At 69.9% G+C, this 16,679-nt stretch carries 19 protein-coding genes; 11 read left to right on the top strand and 8 right to left on the bottom strand.

Annotated features, from left to right (window positions below):
* Positions 1 to 19 precede the first annotated feature (19 nt).
* Positions 20 to 1,174 carry a cytochrome P450 gene (locus tag AB0383_RS00845; protein ID WP_366184297.1) on the bottom strand — a complete coding sequence of 385 codons (1,155 nt, stop codon included), beginning with the start codon at positions 1,172 to 1,174 and terminating at the stop codon, positions 20 to 22.
* A gap of 179 nt (positions 1,175 to 1,353) precedes the next feature.
* On the opposite strand from AB0383_RS00845, the gene AB0383_RS00840 reads away from it, so the two are divergent.
* The 4 genes from AB0383_RS00840 (at position 1,354) to AB0383_RS00825 (ending at position 4,223) form a co-directional block, all read left to right on the top strand.
* A complete protein-coding gene (locus AB0383_RS00840) occupies positions 1,354 to 2,229 on the top strand; it encodes a DUF5926 family protein (protein WP_364173868.1) in 876 nt (291 codons plus the stop codon).
* 122 nt (positions 2,230 to 2,351) lie between these two features.
* Positions 2,352 to 2,705: a DUF952 domain-containing protein gene (locus AB0383_RS00835; RefSeq protein WP_364173865.1), complete on the top strand. Its 354-nt coding sequence runs from the start codon at positions 2,352 to 2,354 to the stop codon at positions 2,703 to 2,705.
* Between the two features lie 121 nt (positions 2,706 to 2,826).
* Complete coding sequence (locus tag AB0383_RS00830; protein WP_366184294.1) at positions 2,827 to 3,396, top strand: SigE family RNA polymerase sigma factor; 570 nt, start codon at positions 2,827 to 2,829, stop codon at positions 3,394 to 3,396.
* A complete protein-coding gene (locus AB0383_RS00825; protein WP_366184292.1) occupies positions 3,393 to 4,223 on the top strand; it encodes a hypothetical protein in 831 nt (276 codons plus the stop codon). Before AB0383_RS00830 ends, AB0383_RS00825 begins: the two co-directional genes overlap by 4 nt.
* A gap of 952 nt (positions 4,224 to 5,175) precedes the next feature.
* Here AB0383_RS00825 and AB0383_RS00820 read toward each other — a convergent pair.
* From AB0383_RS00820 to AB0383_RS00810, 3 genes are all read right to left on the bottom strand, one after another.
* The gene (locus tag AB0383_RS00820) at positions 5,176 to 5,727 is read right to left on the bottom strand and encodes a ferritin (RefSeq protein WP_364173857.1); all 552 of its coding nucleotides are present in this window, start codon (positions 5,725 to 5,727) and stop codon (positions 5,176 to 5,178) included.
* Between the two features lie 151 nt (positions 5,728 to 5,878).
* On the bottom strand, positions 5,879 to 7,063 hold the full coding sequence (locus tag AB0383_RS00815; RefSeq protein ID WP_366184866.1) for an arginine deiminase: 1,185 nt from the start codon (positions 7,061 to 7,063) through the stop codon (positions 5,879 to 5,881).
* Positions 7,064 to 7,114: 51 nt separating this feature from the next.
* On the bottom strand, positions 7,115 to 7,939 hold the full coding sequence (locus tag AB0383_RS00810) for a CPBP family intramembrane glutamic endopeptidase (protein WP_364173854.1): 825 nt from the start codon (positions 7,937 to 7,939) through the stop codon (positions 7,115 to 7,117).
* 22 nt (positions 7,940 to 7,961) lie between these two features.
* Here AB0383_RS00810 and AB0383_RS00805 point away from each other — a divergent pair, with 22 nt between their 5' ends.
* A complete protein-coding gene (locus AB0383_RS00805; RefSeq protein ID WP_364173851.1) occupies positions 7,962 to 8,429 on the top strand; it encodes a PPOX class F420-dependent oxidoreductase in 468 nt (155 codons plus the stop codon).
* Between the two features lie 706 nt (positions 8,430 to 9,135).
* Here the strand turns inward: AB0383_RS00805 and AB0383_RS00800 are convergent.
* Positions 9,136 to 9,936, bottom strand: coding sequence for a DUF2470 domain-containing protein (locus AB0383_RS00800; protein WP_366184289.1), 801 nt, complete (start codon positions 9,934 to 9,936; stop codon positions 9,136 to 9,138).
* Positions 9,937 to 10,057: 121 nt separating this feature from the next.
* On the opposite strand from AB0383_RS00800, the gene AB0383_RS00795 reads away from it, so the two are divergent.
* From AB0383_RS00795 to AB0383_RS00785, 3 genes are read left to right on the top strand one after another with little or no spacing between them, the layout of a single operon-like run.
* On the top strand, positions 10,058 to 11,095 hold the full coding sequence (locus AB0383_RS00795) for a hypothetical protein (RefSeq protein ID WP_364173845.1): 1,038 nt from the start codon (positions 10,058 to 10,060) through the stop codon (positions 11,093 to 11,095).
* Positions 11,092 to 11,604, top strand: a complete 513-nt coding sequence (locus AB0383_RS00790) for a hypothetical protein (protein WP_366184286.1) — start codon at positions 11,092 to 11,094, stop codon at positions 11,602 to 11,604. Before AB0383_RS00795 ends, AB0383_RS00790 begins: the two co-directional genes overlap by 4 nt.
* A gap of 41 nt (positions 11,605 to 11,645) precedes the next feature.
* A complete protein-coding gene (locus AB0383_RS00785) occupies positions 11,646 to 12,104 on the top strand; it encodes a hypothetical protein (protein WP_366184284.1) in 459 nt (152 codons plus the stop codon).
* Here the strand turns inward: AB0383_RS00785 and AB0383_RS00780 are convergent.
* Positions 12,065 to 13,237, bottom strand: a complete 1,173-nt coding sequence (locus AB0383_RS00780; protein WP_366184282.1) for a homogentisate 1,2-dioxygenase — start codon at positions 13,235 to 13,237, stop codon at positions 12,065 to 12,067. The two genes, AB0383_RS00785 and AB0383_RS00780, sit on opposite strands and share 40 nt — an antisense overlap.
* An 85-nt stretch (positions 13,238 to 13,322) precedes the next feature.
* Here AB0383_RS00780 and AB0383_RS00775 point away from each other — a divergent pair, with 85 nt between their 5' ends.
* The 3 genes from AB0383_RS00775 to AB0383_RS00765 all read left to right on the top strand — a co-directional run bounded on the left by AB0383_RS00775 (position 13,323) and on the right by AB0383_RS00765 (position 15,272).
* A complete protein-coding gene (locus tag AB0383_RS00775) occupies positions 13,323 to 14,177 on the top strand; it encodes a hypothetical protein (protein ID WP_266118434.1) in 855 nt (284 codons plus the stop codon).
* Complete coding sequence (locus AB0383_RS00770; RefSeq protein WP_366184280.1) at positions 14,174 to 14,812, top strand: helix-turn-helix domain-containing protein; 639 nt, start codon at positions 14,174 to 14,176, stop codon at positions 14,810 to 14,812. The genes AB0383_RS00775 and AB0383_RS00770 overlap by 4 nt, the downstream gene beginning before the upstream one ends.
* A gap of 79 nt (positions 14,813 to 14,891) precedes the next feature.
* Positions 14,892 to 15,272 carry a DUF6188 family protein gene (locus tag AB0383_RS00765; protein ID WP_366184278.1) on the top strand — a complete coding sequence of 127 codons (381 nt, stop codon included), beginning with the start codon at positions 14,892 to 14,894 and terminating at the stop codon, positions 15,270 to 15,272.
* Between the two features lie 12 nt (positions 15,273 to 15,284).
* Here the strand turns inward: AB0383_RS00765 and AB0383_RS00760 are convergent, their stop codons facing one another.
* Positions 15,285 to 15,884 carry a DUF998 domain-containing protein gene (locus AB0383_RS00760; protein ID WP_366184864.1) on the bottom strand — a complete coding sequence of 200 codons (600 nt, stop codon included), beginning with the start codon at positions 15,882 to 15,884 and terminating at the stop codon, positions 15,285 to 15,287.
* Between the two features lie 179 nt (positions 15,885 to 16,063).
* Positions 16,064 to 16,672, bottom strand: a complete 609-nt coding sequence (locus AB0383_RS00755) for a TMEM165/GDT1 family protein (protein WP_364173831.1) — start codon at positions 16,670 to 16,672, stop codon at positions 16,064 to 16,066.
* Positions 16,673 to 16,679 lie beyond the last annotated feature (7 nt).

Genomic DNA, 16,679 nt, shown 5'->3' with positions numbered 1-16,679 from the left:
CTTGATCAGCAAGAACCGATCAAACCGTCACCGGCAGCGTCCTCAACCCCCGGATCACGAACTCCGGCCGCCTCTCCGGCTCGGCCGCCAGCCGCAACCCCGGCAGCCGCGTGGAAAGCGCCGACAACGCCGCCGCGATCTCCACCCGAGCCAACGGGGCCCCCACGCAGTAGTGGATCCCCATCCCGAAACCGAGATGCGCGTTCGGCGAGCGTCCGATGTCCAGCACATCCGGCGAATCGAACACGCGAGGATCCCGCGCCGCCGCCCCCAGTAGTGCGCCGATCTTCGCGCCGCGCGCCACCCGGTACCCGGCGATCTCCACATCCTCAGTCGCCGTGCGCTCGAACAGCTGCAGCGGCGCGTCGAACCGGATCAGTTCTTCCACAGTCGAGTCGAGCAAACTTGGGTCCGACCCAAGTCGCTCCCACTCGGACCGGTAAGTCAGCAGCGCCAGCACCCCGTTGCCGATCACGTTCACCGTCGCCTCGTGCCCCGCCATCAGCAGCAGCACGGCGGTGGCCACGACCTCGTCCGGCGTGAGCTCGCTGGCCACCAGGTCAGCCACGATCCCGCCCGGCGTCCCGCTCACCACCGAGCGCAGGTACGAGACGAAGTCGGCCGCGGCCTGCTCGGCGGCGTCGCGGCCCGCTTCGGGCAGGCCGAACTCGTACATCTTCACGATGGCGTTGCTCCACGCCACCAGCCGCGGCCCGTCCTCCACCGGGATGCCGAGCAGCTCCGCGATCACGGCCACCGGCAACGGCTGCGCGAGGTGTTCCAGCAGGTCAGCGCTACCGTCGGCCTCGATCTTGCCCGCCAATGTGTCCACCATGGACGAAGCGAGCGCCGCGACCATCGGCTGCAGCCGATGCACGTGGCCACGCCCGAACTCGCCCGCGATCACGCGCCGCAGCCGCGTGTGGGCCGGCGGTTCGTTCTCGAGTAAGGAGTTGCGGTGCAGCAGGTTGAACGACGCGAACCGCTCGAGCGGCAGCGCGTCCGTCCAGATCCGGCCCAGCCCGCGGTGGCGCAGCACGGCGGCCGACGCGGCGTGCGAGACCGTGATCGCCAGGTCGAGCCCATTGTGGTGGTGCACCTCGCCCTCGGCGCGCAGCGCGGCGAACGCGGGATACGGGTCGGCGAGGAAGGCGGGATCGGAAGCGTCGAACACGAGCCGACTCTACTGTGCCGATCGTTACCAATTCGACCACAGTCACAGGCCGAATGGCTCTGTAGCAACGGATACGTGCCGCGCGGGGGCCGGCCTACTTTTGGCCGGATTAGTAACCCGAACGCTTCAGGCGGCCCCCGCTTCGATAGCGTCTGGCGTCGAGCTTTGAGGAGGCTGAAGTGGGTAAAGGCGCACGGAAGAAGGGTCCCAAGCCGGACCGCAAACCGAAGGTGCGCGACGTTTTCGTCGGGCAGCCCTTCGAAGGTCTGGCCGCGGAGCCGGAGCTGATCGCGTTGCGCGAGTTCGTGCCGTCGGCCACGGCGAAGCTCACGCTCGCCGACGGCGGCGACGTCACCCTCGGCACCGTGCTGCCCATGGCGGCCGCGGCGTTCGTCCGCTCCGACGGGCAGCGCTACCTCGGGCTGCAGGTGCAGACGCGGTCGTCGGACATCAGCCGCGACCTCGGCCGGTCGCTGCGCTGGGTGCTCGACGCGAAGCCGGGCGACGTCCTATCCGTGCCGGACACGACCACGCCGACCGACCCGGACGAGCACAACCGCCTGCAGGACCTGCTCGCGCCCGCCGCCGAGCTGGAGCTCACGCTCCACAGCGACTTCGGCTGGTGGCTGCCCGAGGACGCGGACGCGAGCGGCGACGTCGCGGTGTCCCTCGAGCGCGCCAATGCCGCCATCATGCCCACCGAGCGCCTCGGCACCGGTGCGTACTGGGTGCTCGCCGGTGAGAAGGCGCACCTGCGCTGGGTCCGTCCCGAGCCGGAGAACCTGCTGCTGCAAGCGCTTGCGCGCCTGTCCGCGGCCGGCACTTTGGGCCTCGGCGAGGGCACGCGGTATGCGGGTTCGTTCCGCGCCCACGGCCTGCTCGTCCCGGTGTGGGACCTCGACCCCGAAGCGCACGCGCGCGAATGGGCCGAAGCCAAGGACCAGCTCGGCGCCCGGCTCGAGGAGGCGCTGAAGTCGCTCGACGCCGAGCCGCTCAACGCCACCGAGCGCCGCGCCCGCGACGGCCTCATCGGCCGCCAGCTCACGATCCGCTAGTGAACAACGCTGTGGAAGTTCGACGCCGAACTTCCACAGCGTTGATCACAGCGTTGAAGTCACACCCGCTCACCGGGTAAACCCGTACCTCGACGTGTCCCCGCGGTGGCACGATCGTCGGGGTGATCCTGCACATCTGTTCCCGCGACGAGTGGGCCGCCGTGCCCGAGGCCGGCGACTACGCCGCGCCTTCGCTCGCCGACATCGGGTTCATCCACTGCTCCGACCCCGGCACCGTCAGCTTGCCCGCGAACGCGCTCTACCGCGGCCGCACCGACCTCGTGCTGCTCGAGATCGACCCCACGCGGGTCGATGCGCGCGTGGTCTGGGAGGACGGCGCCCCGCCGCACCCCGACGGAATCCTCTTCCCGCACATTTACGGGCCGATCCCGCGAAACGCTGTGGTCGCGGTACACGACTTCCCATCAGGCGCGGACGGTTCGTTGAAGCTGCCCGAGTCGCTCTCCGTGCGCTGAATCGCGTGGACGTTCACGGAAAGTAGTCGCGAGAGCTGGACAACCTGCGGGGGCTGCCATGCGTTTGGGGGATGACGAGGACGCGGTGCGCGGCGATCTCATCCGGAGAGGGGGCGATTTGGTGACGGCAGCGGCACCTGTCATCTCGGGGGGAGAACCGACGTGGGCCGCGGACGCGCGCGCGGCGGCCGAGCCCAGGGTGTTCGCCGAATTCGGTGACTTCGTCGCGGCCAGCCTGCCCGGCTTGCTGCGCTACGGCCACGCACTCACCGGCAACCCGCACGACGCCGCCGACCTGGTGCAGACCGTGCTCGAGAAGATCGGCTCGCGCTGGTCCTACGTCCAGCAGAAGACGGGCGACCCGCTCGCGTACGTGCGGCGCTCGATGGCCAACGCGCACGTCAGCCGGTGGAGACGCACGCGTCGGGAGAACCTCGTCGCGGACCTGCCGGACACGAGCCCGTGCGCGTCGGACGACCCGTTCGAGCACGAGCCGCTGTGGCAGGCGCTGCGAAATCTGCCGCCGAGGCAACGCGCGGTGGTGGTGCTGCGTTACTACGAAGGACTGTCCGAGGCTGAGATCGCGGAAGCGCTCGGCGTCAGCCAGGGGACGGTGAAGAGCCAGGCCAGCAAGGCCATCGCTTCGTTGCGGACGAAGCTGAAGCACGGAGAAGGGAGCGAAGCAGGTTGAACGTCTCCGATGACGAGCTCGAACAGCGGCTGCGCACGCTCTTTTCCGACGACCGGCTCGGCGTCGCGCCGCCGGCCGACGCGGCTCCGGCGATTATGGCCGGTGCGCGACGTCGACGGCGGCGGCGGAAGGTGCTGATGTCGGCATCCGGGGCGGTGTGCGCGCTCGCGCTGGTGTCGGGTGGGCTGGTGGTGTTCAAGTTCCAGGCCACGACGGGCGCGGCCGACTTCACGGCTTCGCGGCTGACGGTGCCGAACGTGTCCGGTCCGCCACCGGTCGCGCCGGTTACTTCCGCCTCGCCGCCGGCGGCGGAAGATCCGCCTGTTGCCCCTCCGGTCGCGCCGTCGCACCTCTCGTCCGCTCCGCCGAAGCGGCATTCACCACCGCCGGCGGTCACGCGGGGTGACGCGCCGGACAAGGTCACGAAGGGACCGTTGCTGACGGCGGACGGTCTCGGGGTCTTGAAGCTCGGGATGACGGAGGAGCAGCTGGCCGAGTCGGGCCTGACGCTGACGCAGGTCAAGGAATCAGCCGGCTGCACCTACTACGACGTCGCCGGTGCGGGCGTCCCCGCCGCGACTGCCGTGGTTTCGCCGGACGCCGGCGTGGTCGTCGTGAAACCGGCCGGCGCCGCCCACACGCCCGAGGGCGTCGGCGAGGGCTCGGCGAAGGAAGACGTGACCACCGCGTACCCGGGAACATCCCAGGCCTCCGACGAGTTGGTAGCTCCGACAGGCGACGAGGGCGCCTACCACTTCACCCTCGCCGACGACGGCTCCGTCTCGAGCCTCGACGTCCGCTCCGTCAACCAGACCTGCGCCGGCTGAGCCTGGCGCCGACCGGGGAACCCGGGCTATCCACAGGGGGAGAGCTCGGGTTCCTCTCTGTCCGGGCCCCTGTGGGCAACTGGCGACGGCTCGATGGGCCCGACCTAACGAGCTGCCATCCGCCCTCCGCCTTCGTGAGCAGCTGGGTAGGTCGAACCCAATTCGTTCGGAATGGGCCGCCGCCCTTGTGGACAGCCGGGTAGGCCTGACCTGACAACCCTTGGCTCGCCACACGCAGAGGTGCTGCGGTCCGGTCTGCTGTTGATGACTGGCTACGCCCGACCCAGCGAATCGCTGGTCGCTCGCGCCGACCGATGCCATGGGCTCTTGGTGCGCGGGCGGTGCGGATGAGTTGCGCGGGTCCGACCTAGTGAGTCCTCGAGGGTGCTGGTGGAGTTGGCGTGGCTGCCGCTGTGTGGGCGACTTTATGGACGGTTGGATAGCTGGATAGGTCGGACGCACTGAACCCCGGTCCGTCCGCGCGCAGCGCTGCTGGTGTTCGCATGGGCCTGGCGTTGTGGATGGCTGGGTGGGTCGGACCCACTGAACTCCGGTCCGGTCGCGCGCAGTGCTGCTGGTGTTCGCATGGATCTGGCGTTGTGGGCGGCTGGGTGGGTCGGACCCAATGAAACCCGGTCCGGCTGTGTGCAGGGCTGCTGGTGTTTGGATGGGCCTGGGGTTGTGGGTGGGTCGGACCCACTGAACCCCGGTCCGGTCGCGCGCAGTGCTGCTGGTGTTCGCATGGGCCTGGCGTTGTGGACGGCCGGGTGGGTCTGACCTAGCGCCTGAACCGGCCAGCCGACTGTCGGCGACATGACCCGCCGGTGCCCGGCACGTCTCGCGTGCCGACAAAACGACGGAGCCCGGGTTGTCCACAAGGGGACAACCCGGGCTCCGCGATGGCTGGCCTGATGGTGACAGCGCCCGCTGACTGGCCGGATGAACGGCAGCCTTACAGAGCGCCGCCCGCGACGGGGGGCATGCCGGCGTCCGCGGTGGGCGCGCCGACGGACTCGCGGTGGAGGAACTTCTCGATCTCGTACACGTTGTCACCCGCGCGGCGCGCGACGGTGACCAGCGTGGACATCTGGGAGATCTCCTCGACCTGCTCCTTGAGGAACCACTGCGTGAACTGCTCGCTGATGTAGTCCTCTTCGGCCCGCGCGGCCTTCGCCAGCGCGGAGACGTCGGCGGCGACCTCCTTCTCCTGCTCCAGCGCGAGCTCGAGGAGCTCAAGCGGGGCGGAGAACTCGTTGCGGACGTCCTTCACGCCCGGCACCTCCACGTGGTGGTCGCGGTCGAGCATGTACTGCACGAGCGCCATCGCGTGGTTCCGCTCTTCCACCGACTGCTTGTAGAAGTGCTTCGCGAGCTGCGGCAGGTCCTCGTTGTCGAACCAGACCGCCAGCGCGATGTACTGCTGGGACGCGTGGAACTCGTTGTGGATCTGCGCCTGCAGCAGTTCGTAGAACTTCGAGCGCGGTTCTTTCTTCGTGAGGGCCATGTCAATGACGGTACGACAACTCTCGATTAATTTCCACTTTTACCTGGTGATCTCCACCCTATTAGGGTTACCATTCCTAAAGAAATACTCCCTTATTTTGGTTAGCCTTCCCTTAATTGATTTCGTTCATTTAGGGAAGGCTAACTTCGCTTTATATCGTGTCCCGTACGATCGGGCACGACATGCAACGCGGGCCGCCGCGACCTGATCCCAGTTCGGATCCGGCGATGGCGAGGACCTCGATCCCGGCGTCGGCCAGGCGTTCGTTGGTCTCGAAGTTGCGCTCGTACCCGACGACGACTCCGGGGGCCAGCGCGAGGGTGTTGTTGCCGTCGTCCCATTGCTCGCGTTCGGCGGTCACGGGATCGAGGCCCGTGTCGATCACGCGCAGGCGGTCGATGCCCATCGCCTCGGCGGTGGCGCTCAAGAATGGCGCCGGCCCCGCGACTTTCACCCCGCCGTCGCCGGTGGGACGCACGGTGAACGCGGTGAGTGAATCGCGCGCGAGCGGGTACATCACGACGGCGTCGGCCGCGACCATGGTGCACACCGTGTCCAGGTGCATCGTCGCGCGGGTCTGCTCGATCGGCACGGCGAGCACGGTGTGCGCGAGGCCGTCGGCGAACACCGAGCGCGCGAGCGACTCCGCGCCCGCCGGCGTGGTGCGCTCGCCGACGCCGATGGCCAGCACGCCCGGGGCCAGCAACATCACGTCGCCACCTTCGATGGGCGCGGAGTGGGCGCCGTACGCGCGCGCCGCGTGGCGGAAGCGCGGGTGGTAGGCGTAGACGAGGTCGAGCACAGCCGTTTCGCGCCTCCGCGCGGGCATGGTCAGCGACGAGATCGCCACGCGGTCGCCGATCCACGCCGACGAGTCGCGCGTGAACAGCAGGTTCGGCAGCGGATCGACGGCGAACTCGTGCGGGTCGCGCATCATCCGCACCAGCGACGAGCCCTCCGACGACGGCAGCTCCTCGAACGTCATGCCCGCCATCAGGACCTCGGCGAGCGTGCTCGCGTCGACGCCGCTCAGGTGCGAGCGCAGCGAATCGGCGAGATCGGCGCCGAGACGCAGTTCATCCACAGCCGCGTGGACGCCCGCGGTGTGCGCGCGGCTGTCCTCCAGCGCCGTGCGCAAGGTGTCCGCCAGCAGGAGCACTTCGACGCCGCGGCCGCGGAGCACTTCCGCGAACGCGTCGTGCTCTTGCTGGGCCCGGTCCACCCACGGGATGGAGTCGAAGAGGAGCTGGTCGTTGTTGCGGGGCGTGAGCCTTTTGAGCTCGTTTCCCGGCCGGTGCAGGAGAACCGCACGAAGGGGTCCGACTTCGCTGTCCACCCTGGGCGGTGCCGTCACGTCGTTCACGAGGTCGAGCCTAATGAGCGCGCGTCAGGGGAGCCAGGAAAGATGGCCTTTGAGGAGTGAATAACCGACGAAAGACACCACGTCGAAAAGGGTGTGCGCGGCGACCAGCGGCCACAGCCGGTTGGTGCGTTGCCAGATGCGGCCGAACACCAGGCCCATGACGAAGTTGCCGACGAACCCGCCGAACCCCTGGTACAGGTGGTACGAGCCACGCAGCACCGCGGCGCCCACGAGCGAATTGTTCTCACGGACGCCGAGCTGGCGCAGCCGCGTGAGCAGGTAACCGATCACGAGCACTTCTTCGGCGAACGCGTTGCCGAACGCCGAGAGCGTGAGCGCGATCGGGCGCCACCACGTGTCGCCCAATGTGGACGGTTGCACCGCGAGGCTGAAGCCGAGGTGGTAGGAGAGGAAGTACAGGCCCAGCCCGGGAATCCCGATCACGGCGGCGAGGCCGAGGGTGATCAGTGCGTCGGAGCTGGGGGAGCTGCGGTCGAGGCCGATGTCGCGGATCTTGAGGCCGGCGCGCCACAGCAGGTACAGGCCGAGGACGCCCCAGCTGACGAGCTGCAGGGCGTTGAGCAGCTGCTGCAGCAGGTCCAGGAGGCTGGCGGCGGCCTGGGGGACGTTGAGCTGCACCTGTTGCTGCGCCAGCGGGACCGGGCGCAGCAGGGAGTCCACAAGGGACAGCAGGCTGCGTGCGCCAGAGAGGCCGAGCGTGATGCCGAAGACGAGCACCAGCTCGAACTTGACGGCCCGGCGCTCCTTCTCGTCCACGATCGGGGCGGGCGAATCGGGCGGAAGGGGCAGCAGCCAGGACCTGATGCCCGATCGCTCTGTCGTGCTCATGAGCGCACGCTACCTTCGGGGTATGCCTCGGACTATCGCCACCAACACGAAGGTCGACCGCGACGCGCTGGTCGAGTTCCTGAAGCCCCGCCACCACGCGATCCTCGTCACCACTCGCGCCGATGGGCGGCCCCAGCTCTCCCCGAACACGTGCGGCGTCGACGCGGAGGGCCGGATCGTGATCGCGACCTACCCGAAGCGGGCGAAGGTCGCGAACCTGCGGCGTTCGGCTGCCGTTTCGGTCTGTGTCCTGTCGGACGAGTGGAACGGCCCCTGGGTCCAGGTCGACGGCACCGCCGAGGTCATCGACCTGCCCGACTCCGTCGAACCGCTCGTCGACTACTTCCGCAGCATCTCCGGTGAACACCCCGACTGGGACGAGTACCGCGAAGCCATGCGCAAGCAGGGCAAGAGCCTCATCCGCGTCACTATCGACCGCTGGGGCCCCATCGCCACGGGCGGCTTCCCGCCGGAACTGGCGGACGACTGAGGTTTCGCGCTTGGCGCGACCGGGCCGGCTCCACTGAGGTGGGGCCGGCCTTTGTCGTGTGTGGGGCCGGCTTCCGCCGGGCAGGAGCTCCTTGCGTCCCGCGCTGTGGATAGTCCGCTGGGCCGGACCCAATTCCCATCGCTCGGTTCTGCGCCTGAGGAAGGCCGGGTTAGGTCGGACCCAACTTCCACGGCTCGGTTCTGCGCCTGAGATGGCCGGTTGGGTCGGACCTAACTCCCATCGCTTGGCTCTAGGGCTGGGCACGGCTCGGTGGGCCGGACCTGAATTCATTGGACTGCATCCGGCTTCGCGGTGCCTCTCCGGGCCCTTGGGTCGAACCCCGGCGAGGTTCGTTAGACCGCGCCCTGGTTCCGGGTTCCCGGTCGGACCTCGCTCGGATCTGGCTTCGCCGGGGCGGGCTCGATCCGTTTCCGGTTGGGTCGAACCCAGCCGGAAACCGGTCTGCGCGGTGGCTTGTCGGTAGTCCGCTCGGTCGAACCTGACCTTCGTCGGTCGGCCATGGGGCTCGCCGCGGCTGGCCGGGTCGGACCCAACGAACTCCCACGACTTGTCCCCAGACCCAACTCCTCCCCATGGGGACAAGTGCCGGGCTGTCCCCATGGGGATGAACGCGAGTTGTCCACAGGTGAATCACTCGACATGTCCACATGGGGATGGCCGACGAACCATCCCCACGAGGTGGGCCTCAGTCGGAGCGGTGTTGCTGGCGGAGAAACGGGCAGCCGACCAGCCGGCGGAGCTCGGCGGCCAGCTTGGGCGGGCTGTCGATCGGCTCCGAGAACGCCAGGCGCACGTCGTGGTCGCCGGTGTCGGACTCGACGCGCAGGCGCAGGCCGTAGCGGTCGAGGCCGAGCGGACGAATGCGCCCGTGCTGCAGGCCCGGCGGCAGGTGCTGCGCGAGCTGCTTCACGACGTCCGAATGGTCGCTCTCCAGGTGGCGCAGCCACTCGGCCTCGTAGCTGTGGAACGGGTCCGGCGGCGCCGCGCTGAACATGTGCGGCCGCAGTGAGTGCGTGCCCTCCGCGTCGGCCAGGACCAGGGAGGCGGGGGTGAGGCGCAGGAGCGTCAGGCCGTGGCCGACGTCCAGGAGCCGCTCGTCCGGCCGCTGCTCGGCGATCGACACGGCGCGGGCGCGCGCCGAAACCGCCGAGAGTGGCCGGAGCCACCCGGTTATCCACAGCAGGCCGCGGATGGGTTCCCGCAGGTCCACCGGGGCGTGGTCGGCGAGCTCGACCATGACGGCGAGCTCGCCGCGCTGAGTCTGCCGCGACGTGCGCACCATCGGGTGCTCGTCGGGCAAAAGGATGCTGACGCTGCCGCTGTGGTGCACGTGGTGCAGCACGGGCACCACGCGCTCGGCCTCGAAATCGGCGCGCTCTACGGTCGGCATGATCGTCGCCGGTCCGTTGCGCGTCGCGATCGTCTTGGCCCGCTCGGCGGGGTTCGGCGCGGGCGGGCGGCGGACGGATGTCGGGGCCTCGGTCACGGGTCACCTCCTACTTAGGTGAGCCTAACCTGAATACCGGCGAGAAGGGAAGACCCGATCCGTAACGCACCCCGCACAAGTGGCGAATAGTCGGTGATCAGTACCGCCATCTGGGGAGAACATGACCAGCGTCTGGGAACCCGATCCGAAAACCTCCGCGGCGCAGCTGCACCCCGGAAAGCTCTTCCGCAACGTGCGCATGTCCCTGCTGTTCACGGTGCTCGGCGCACTTTTGGTGGCCGTGGGAATCGTCTGCCTCTGGATCGACATCGGCCTGGCCGCGCCGGTGCTGGTGATCTACCTCGGCGGCGTCATCGTGGTGCAGCTCGGGCGCGGCGCGGTCAGCGGGCTCGTCTGGGGAGCCAAGTTCCAGTGGCACCCCGACCTCGCCTACGAGCAGATGACCGTCCCGCCGGACGGCCTTGCCGCCCGTCGCAAGAAAGTCGCCGCGCGATTGCCCGACGGCCGATGGCTGCACTTCCGGCTGTCCGCCGGAATGCGCGTTCAGCTCGCCGGCGAGCGACGGCTGTGGCTCGTCCGGAGCGGCGACCAGGCGCTGGTCGCCGTGCCTGGAACTGCGGCTCTGCACCAGGGAACCATTCGGGACGAGCCCATGGCCGGTGGCCGGGAGCTCCCGGTCGTGCCGCGGGAGTTCGTCCCGCCGCGGCTCGACCCCGTGCTCGCCGCGGTCCGCCGGGCCGCGGTCCGAAGCAGCTGGCTGGTCGTCGCGGTCTACGCGGTCCTCGCCGGGCTCGCCGGCTGGAGCGTTTACTGGATCTTCGCGCACCGCGGCGCCGGCGGGCCCGATGCCGTCGTCCAGCTGCTGCTCCTCATCGTGGCCACCTCCTGCGCAGTGGTCGGCGTCCTCTGCGCGATCCGCTTCGCCGTCGGCGCCGTGCGCATGACGACGTCGTACCGCGCCGACACCTGGACCGAGCTGGCCGTCGCCAAGAGCCTGGCGCAGCTGCCCGACGGCCGGACCATCCACATCCGCCTGCCGAAAGCCCAGCCCTCGCTCGCGCTCAACGTGCACGCATCCCGCACGCTCTGGACGTTTGGCCCCGCCAAGCCCGGACGGGTGCGCGTCGGCGTGCCCGGCTACCCGGTGTCCGGGGAAGCTCGTCTGAAGGTGGTCAAAGTGAAGGCAGGAACACCGTGACCGGCTGGCAACCCGACCCCACCACGCCGGCCGCGCAGCTGCCATTCCTCGGTGAGCTCCTCGCCCGAGCCCGACGCAAAGCCGTGCGGCGCCTGGCGACCGCCGTTGTGGCCGCGGTGGCCGCGATCGCGCTCGTGTTCGCGGACGGCCGGGTCGACGTCGCCGACGTCGTGCTGCTCGGTCACGCCCTCGGCACGGCCTTCCTGCTCAGCGGCCGGCGGATCGCGCTGAACCGGTTGCTGACGCGGCTGTTCACCAAGCCGCTCGAAACAGTCGACGCCACCGAGAAAACCACCGAGCAGACCACCAAGGGCCGGCGGTTCGCGGTCCGGCTCCCGACGGCCGCTGGGCGCACTTCCGGCTGCGCCGCTACGCGACCGGCCTGCTCACGCAAAGCCGGCAACTCTGGCTGGCCCGGATCGGCGACCGGGCGGTCGTCGTGCTGCCCGGCGTGGGATTCCGGCCGGCACGGATCCGCGATCTGCCTCTGCGGCACCCGCTTCCCTTGACCACGGCAGCGACAGCGCCCGACCTCCGGCCGATCATCGCTTTGAGCAAGCGGCGAACGTGGTTCGCCCTCGCCTGGCTCGTCGGCCTCACTGTGCTGCTGACGTGGGCGCGCCTGAGCCTGCCGGTGGGAGACCGCTCGCTGTTCGGCACCATCGTGGGGCTTTTGATCGCCGTCGCGGTGCTTTTCGCGCTGAGAGCGATCCGGCGCCTCGCACGTCTGCGGTCGCCCGTCGTCGAGTGGGCCGAGTTCGACCTGGCGAGCGAGCCCACGATCACCTACGCCGACCGTCGCTTGACCGTCGACGGGCACCTGATCCACCCCGACGGCACCCAAGCCGCCTTCCGTATCCCCAATGTGAACTCCCTGGCCGCCCTTGACATCGTCGCCACGAAGAAGCTCTGGATCACGGGCCGGCGAGCCGGCCTACCCGGTCACCTCTGGACCGGCCCCATCCGCCTTCACGCTCCGGGACCCCTGCCCGACCACGACCACGCGTAAGCCTCGTCCTCGGAAGCCGAAGCCGCTTCCCCGAGCTCCAGCGGCGCGAACGTATCCACCATCACCGCCGTCTCGTCGAAGAACTCCGCCCCGATCGACGCCTCCGCGGCGCCCGGCTGGGGGCCGTGCGTGAAGCCCGACGGGTGGAGCGACAGGGAGCCGATGCCGATGCCCGAGCCGCGGCGGGCTTCGTAGTTGCCGCGGACGTAGAACATGAGCTCGTCGGAGTCGACGTTCGCGTGGTTGTACGGCACGGGGATCGAGTCCTCGTGGTAGTCGACCTTGCGGGGGCAGAAGGAGCACACCACGAAGTTCGGCCCCTCGAACGTCTGGTGCACGGGCGGCGGCTGGTGCACGCGGCCGGTGATGGGCTCGAAGTCGTCGATGTTGAACGCCCACGGGTACAGGCAGCCGTCCCAGCCGACGACGTCGAAGGGGTGCGTCGCGTATGTGTAGCGCGTGAGGCCGGCGCGGTGGCGGACCAGCACGTCGACGTCGGAGCCGTCCACCAGGAGCGGCGCGACCGGTCCCCGGACGTCACGCTCGCAGTACGGCGAGTGCTCCAGGAACTGCCCCTTCGCGGACAGGTAGCGCTTCGGCGGGCCGATGTGCCCGCGCGCCTCCAGCACGTACAGGCGGACCTCGCCGCGCGGCACCACACGGTAGGTGCACGACGTCGGGATCACCACGTAGTCGCCGTCCGCAGCCTCCAGTGCCCCGTAGATCGTCTCGAAGACAGCCGACCCGCCCTGGACGTAGAACAGCTCGTCGCCCGCCGCGTTGCGGTACAGGGGCGAAGGGGCGGTGGCGACGACGAAGCCGATGGTCACGTCGTTGTTGCCGAACAGCCGCCGCCGATCGGTCACGGCGTCGGCGGACGCGCCGAACTTCAGCTCCGGCGTCTTGAAGTGCCGCGGCTTCAGCGGGTGGTTGGGCACGAGGCCGCCGCGGTCTTCGGGCACGGCCACCGCGTCGACGATCGCCGTCGGCAGGCCGCGGTGGTACAGCAGCGCCGAGTCGGCGGAGAAGCCCTCGACGCCCATCAGTTCTTCGGCGTACAGGCCGCCGTCGGGCTTGCGGAAGGCCGTGTGCCGCTTGTGGGGGACCTCGCCTACTCGCCGGTAGAAGGGCATGGCTGACTCCTCCGGAGGTGTCCGCAGAACGAACGATTTTGTCCTGTTGTCGTACGCTACTAGCGTGTCATTCGTGTCAAGCGCTGTGGAACTCACGCCCCCCGGCCCCCGTGGAATTCCTCCCCTGTTCGCGCGGCTCGTCGACGACTCGGCGCTCTTTCCGCCCTCGGACGCGGCCATGCCCGAAGCCCTGCGAGCGCACTACGAGTCGCGGGCGGGTGAACACGCCGGTGTACTGGGCGTTTTCCTCTGCCAGGCCTCCCGGCTGCCGGAGCTGATCACCGAGTTGATCAAGATCAAGCCGAAGGAGCCGCTGCCCCTGTCACTGATCATCGACACCGGGCTCGGCGGCGTGCCCAAGGCCATCTCGATCGTCGAGTCGCGCAGCGAGCTACTGTCGCTGCGGATGGTCGAGATGCCGGCGCCGTCGGACGTCGACGAGGTGTGGCTGGAGCGCGTCTCGGAGTTCGTGCCCGAGGACGTGATCCGCGTGGTCGAGCCGCGCCGCGGCGTCGGCTGGCTCGACGGCGTGCGCAAGGTGATCGAGCACGGCAGCTGGCCGAAGATCCGCTGCGGCGGCCCGGCGGGGGAGAACTTCCCCAGCGTCGACGAGGTGGCCGACTTCATGTCGGTGGTCAGCGGCGCACCCGGCGCGTCGTTCAAGGCCACGAACAGCCTGCACCGCGCCGTCCGCCACACCGATCCGGAGTCGGGCTTCACGCACCACGGCTTCCTGAACCTGATCGTCGCGTCGGCCCGCTGCCTTTCGGGCGGCGACGTGCGCGAGGCGCTGGAGTCCACCGACGGCAAGGCGCTGGCCGACGAGGCCCGCGCGTTGTCCGAGCCGGCCGCGAAGGCCGTGCGGGAGCTCTTCGCGTCTTACGCGGCGGCGTCGTTCGCCGAGCCGGTGGCCGACCTGGGTGAGCTCGAGCTGCTGTGAGCAGGGAGGGGTCGCTGACCCTCGACCGCGGCCTGGCCCTGCTTCAGGCGGTGGCCGACGCGGGCGAGGAGGCGGCGACCATCTCCGAGCTGGCCGTGACGATCGGCGCGAGCCGCGCGGCCGTCTACCGGCTGCTGGTGCCGTTGTCCGAGCGCGGCCTGATCTGGCGCGACGGCACGAAGGTGCGCCTCGGCGTCGGCCTGCTGCGGCTGGCCGGGCAGGTGCTGCCGCAGCTGCGGGAAGCCGCGCGGCCGGTGCTGCGAGAGCTGGCGGAGAAGGTCGGGGCCACGGCGCACCTCACCGTGGCCCAGGGCGACCAGGCGCAGGCCGTGGCGGTGGTGGAGCCGTCGTGGACGAGCTACCACGTCGCATACCGCGTGGGCAGCCGTCATCCGCTCAGCGCGGGCGCGGCCGGCAGGGCGATGTCGCTGCGGCCCGGGGGCGACGGCTGGGTCGCGTCCACGGGTGAGCTGGAGGCCGGCGCGTCCGGCGTGGCCGCGCCGGTGCGCGGGGTGCCGGGGCTGCGGGCGAGCGTCGGGGTGGTGTCGCTGGAGCCGTTGGACGCGGCCGCGGTGGGGCCTCAGGTCGTCGCGGCGGCCGCAAAGCTGACCGAGGTGCTCCGAACCGACGCGTAGTGCGGCGTGGCGTGCTGGAATATGGTCTCGTGGGGCAAAAGGGGACGGCTTGCCGAGGAGCCGTCGCGGAGGTGCCCTGGTGAACGTTCCGAGTGAGCTCGTCGGCTGCGAGGTGCGCCGGACGTCGTTCGACTACCAGGTGCGCCTCTCGCTGGTCGACCAGCCGGACCCGGCCGACGAGCCGCGGGTGGACGCCGAGCTGGTGCTCGAGACATCGTTCGTGGTGCGTGGCGTCGAGGGCGTGAGCCACGAGCTGGAGCCCGGCAGCGGTGCGGCCCTGGCGCCGGTGCTCGCGCTGTTCGGCCAGCGCGTGACCGAGGTGGCGGTGCCCGAGGAAGGCACCCTGGCGGTGGTTTTCGACGGCGGCGCCGAGCTGCGCGTGTGGCCGGACCGGCAGTACGAGGCGTGGTGGCTCACCGGCCACGGCGTCGAGCCGATCCTGGTCGGCCCGGACGCCTGACAGCTTGGTGGCTCAGCGGCGCGCGGCCGCCAGCAGCGGTCGCACCATCGTGAGCAGCAGCGCCAGGTCCACGCAGAACAGCAGCCGCTCGAACAACCCCAGCGTCACTTCCTGCTGCGCGGGGCCGGTGATCAGCTCGAAGACGAACCCGCCGAGCACGATCAGCACGCTGGCCAGGCTCGCGACGGCCAGGCCGCGGATCGCGCTGCGTCGCGGTTCCCACGGGCACTTCGGCGTGCCGCGGCGCGTGAGCAGCCACGCGGCGGCCGGCAGGGCCAGGAACGCGGTGATTGCGGCGCCGTTGTGCAGCTGGCCGTCGAAGGTGCGGGCCTGGCCGTCGGGGTCGACGGGGACGGTCGCGCAGATCGTGAGACCCGCGCACCACACGCCGAGCAGCGCGACGACCGCGGGCGAGCGACGGGCCTTCACCAGCCCGGCCAGCAGCGCGACCGAACCGAGCGCCAGCGCCAGGCACATCGCGCTGAACAGCGGCGCGGCCGAGCGCCCGCCGAGGTGGCCGTAGACGTACTCCGACAGCGTCTGCCACACCGGGCTGACCTGCGCTGACAGTCGCAGGTGCAGGTCAGCCGCGATGGCCACCGCGAGCGCCATGCCGGCCAGCGCGAGCCGGCCGTGCACGGGGGACACGGCGGCGGGCACGGCCTTCGACACGGGGGCACTCCTCGGTGGTCATGGCGAAGGGCAAGGCTCCCCGCGTCATCGCGGATTCACCTTGCCCTCATCCACTGGTTCCGAAGAGGCTACCTCGTGTTCCTGTGAAGTCTCTGTGGTCAGCCGGCGCGGAAGGCGAGCTGGACCAGGGCGAACGCGGCGAATCCGGCGAACGCGAACCCTGCGACGCGTTGGATGAGCTTCGGGCGGATGCGGCTGCGGATCTTCGCGCCGATGAACACCGCGAGCCCGGCCACGGAGACCAGCGCGACGAACGCGCCGAGCCCGACCGCGAACGGGTTGCCGAGCCGCGCGACGAGTCCCGCCGTCGCAAGCTGCGACGCGTCGCCCCACTCGGCGGCGAAGAGCACGCCGAACGACGTCAGCGCGGAGCGTAGGAAGGACTTCGGCGCCGCGCCGAGGCGTGCGGCGTCGTCGGCCGCTTCGTCGGCTTCGTTGAATCCTTCGCGCAGGAGCATGAAGGCGCCGATACCGAACATCGCGGCCACCAGCAGTGAAACCACGGTTTCCGGAAGAAGGGTGAGCACGTGGCCGAAGGCCGCGGCGATAACACACTGGATGGCGAATGCCGCACACACCCCGACGAATACCGGCATCGCCCGGAAACGCGTGGTCAGCACCAGCGTCGCGACCAGGGTCTTGTCCGGCAGTTCCACTGCCAGGACCAGGCCGAACGCGCTGATGAGAGCGATGAGTGCGGGAGACATGAGCTTG

The sequence above is a fragment of the Amycolatopsis sp. NPDC051373 genome, from assembly GCF_040689465.1.
Taxonomy (GTDB): Bacteria; Actinomycetota; Actinomycetes; order Mycobacteriales; family Pseudonocardiaceae; genus Amycolatopsis.
This window is presented reverse-complemented; position numbering and strand designations above follow the sequence as displayed.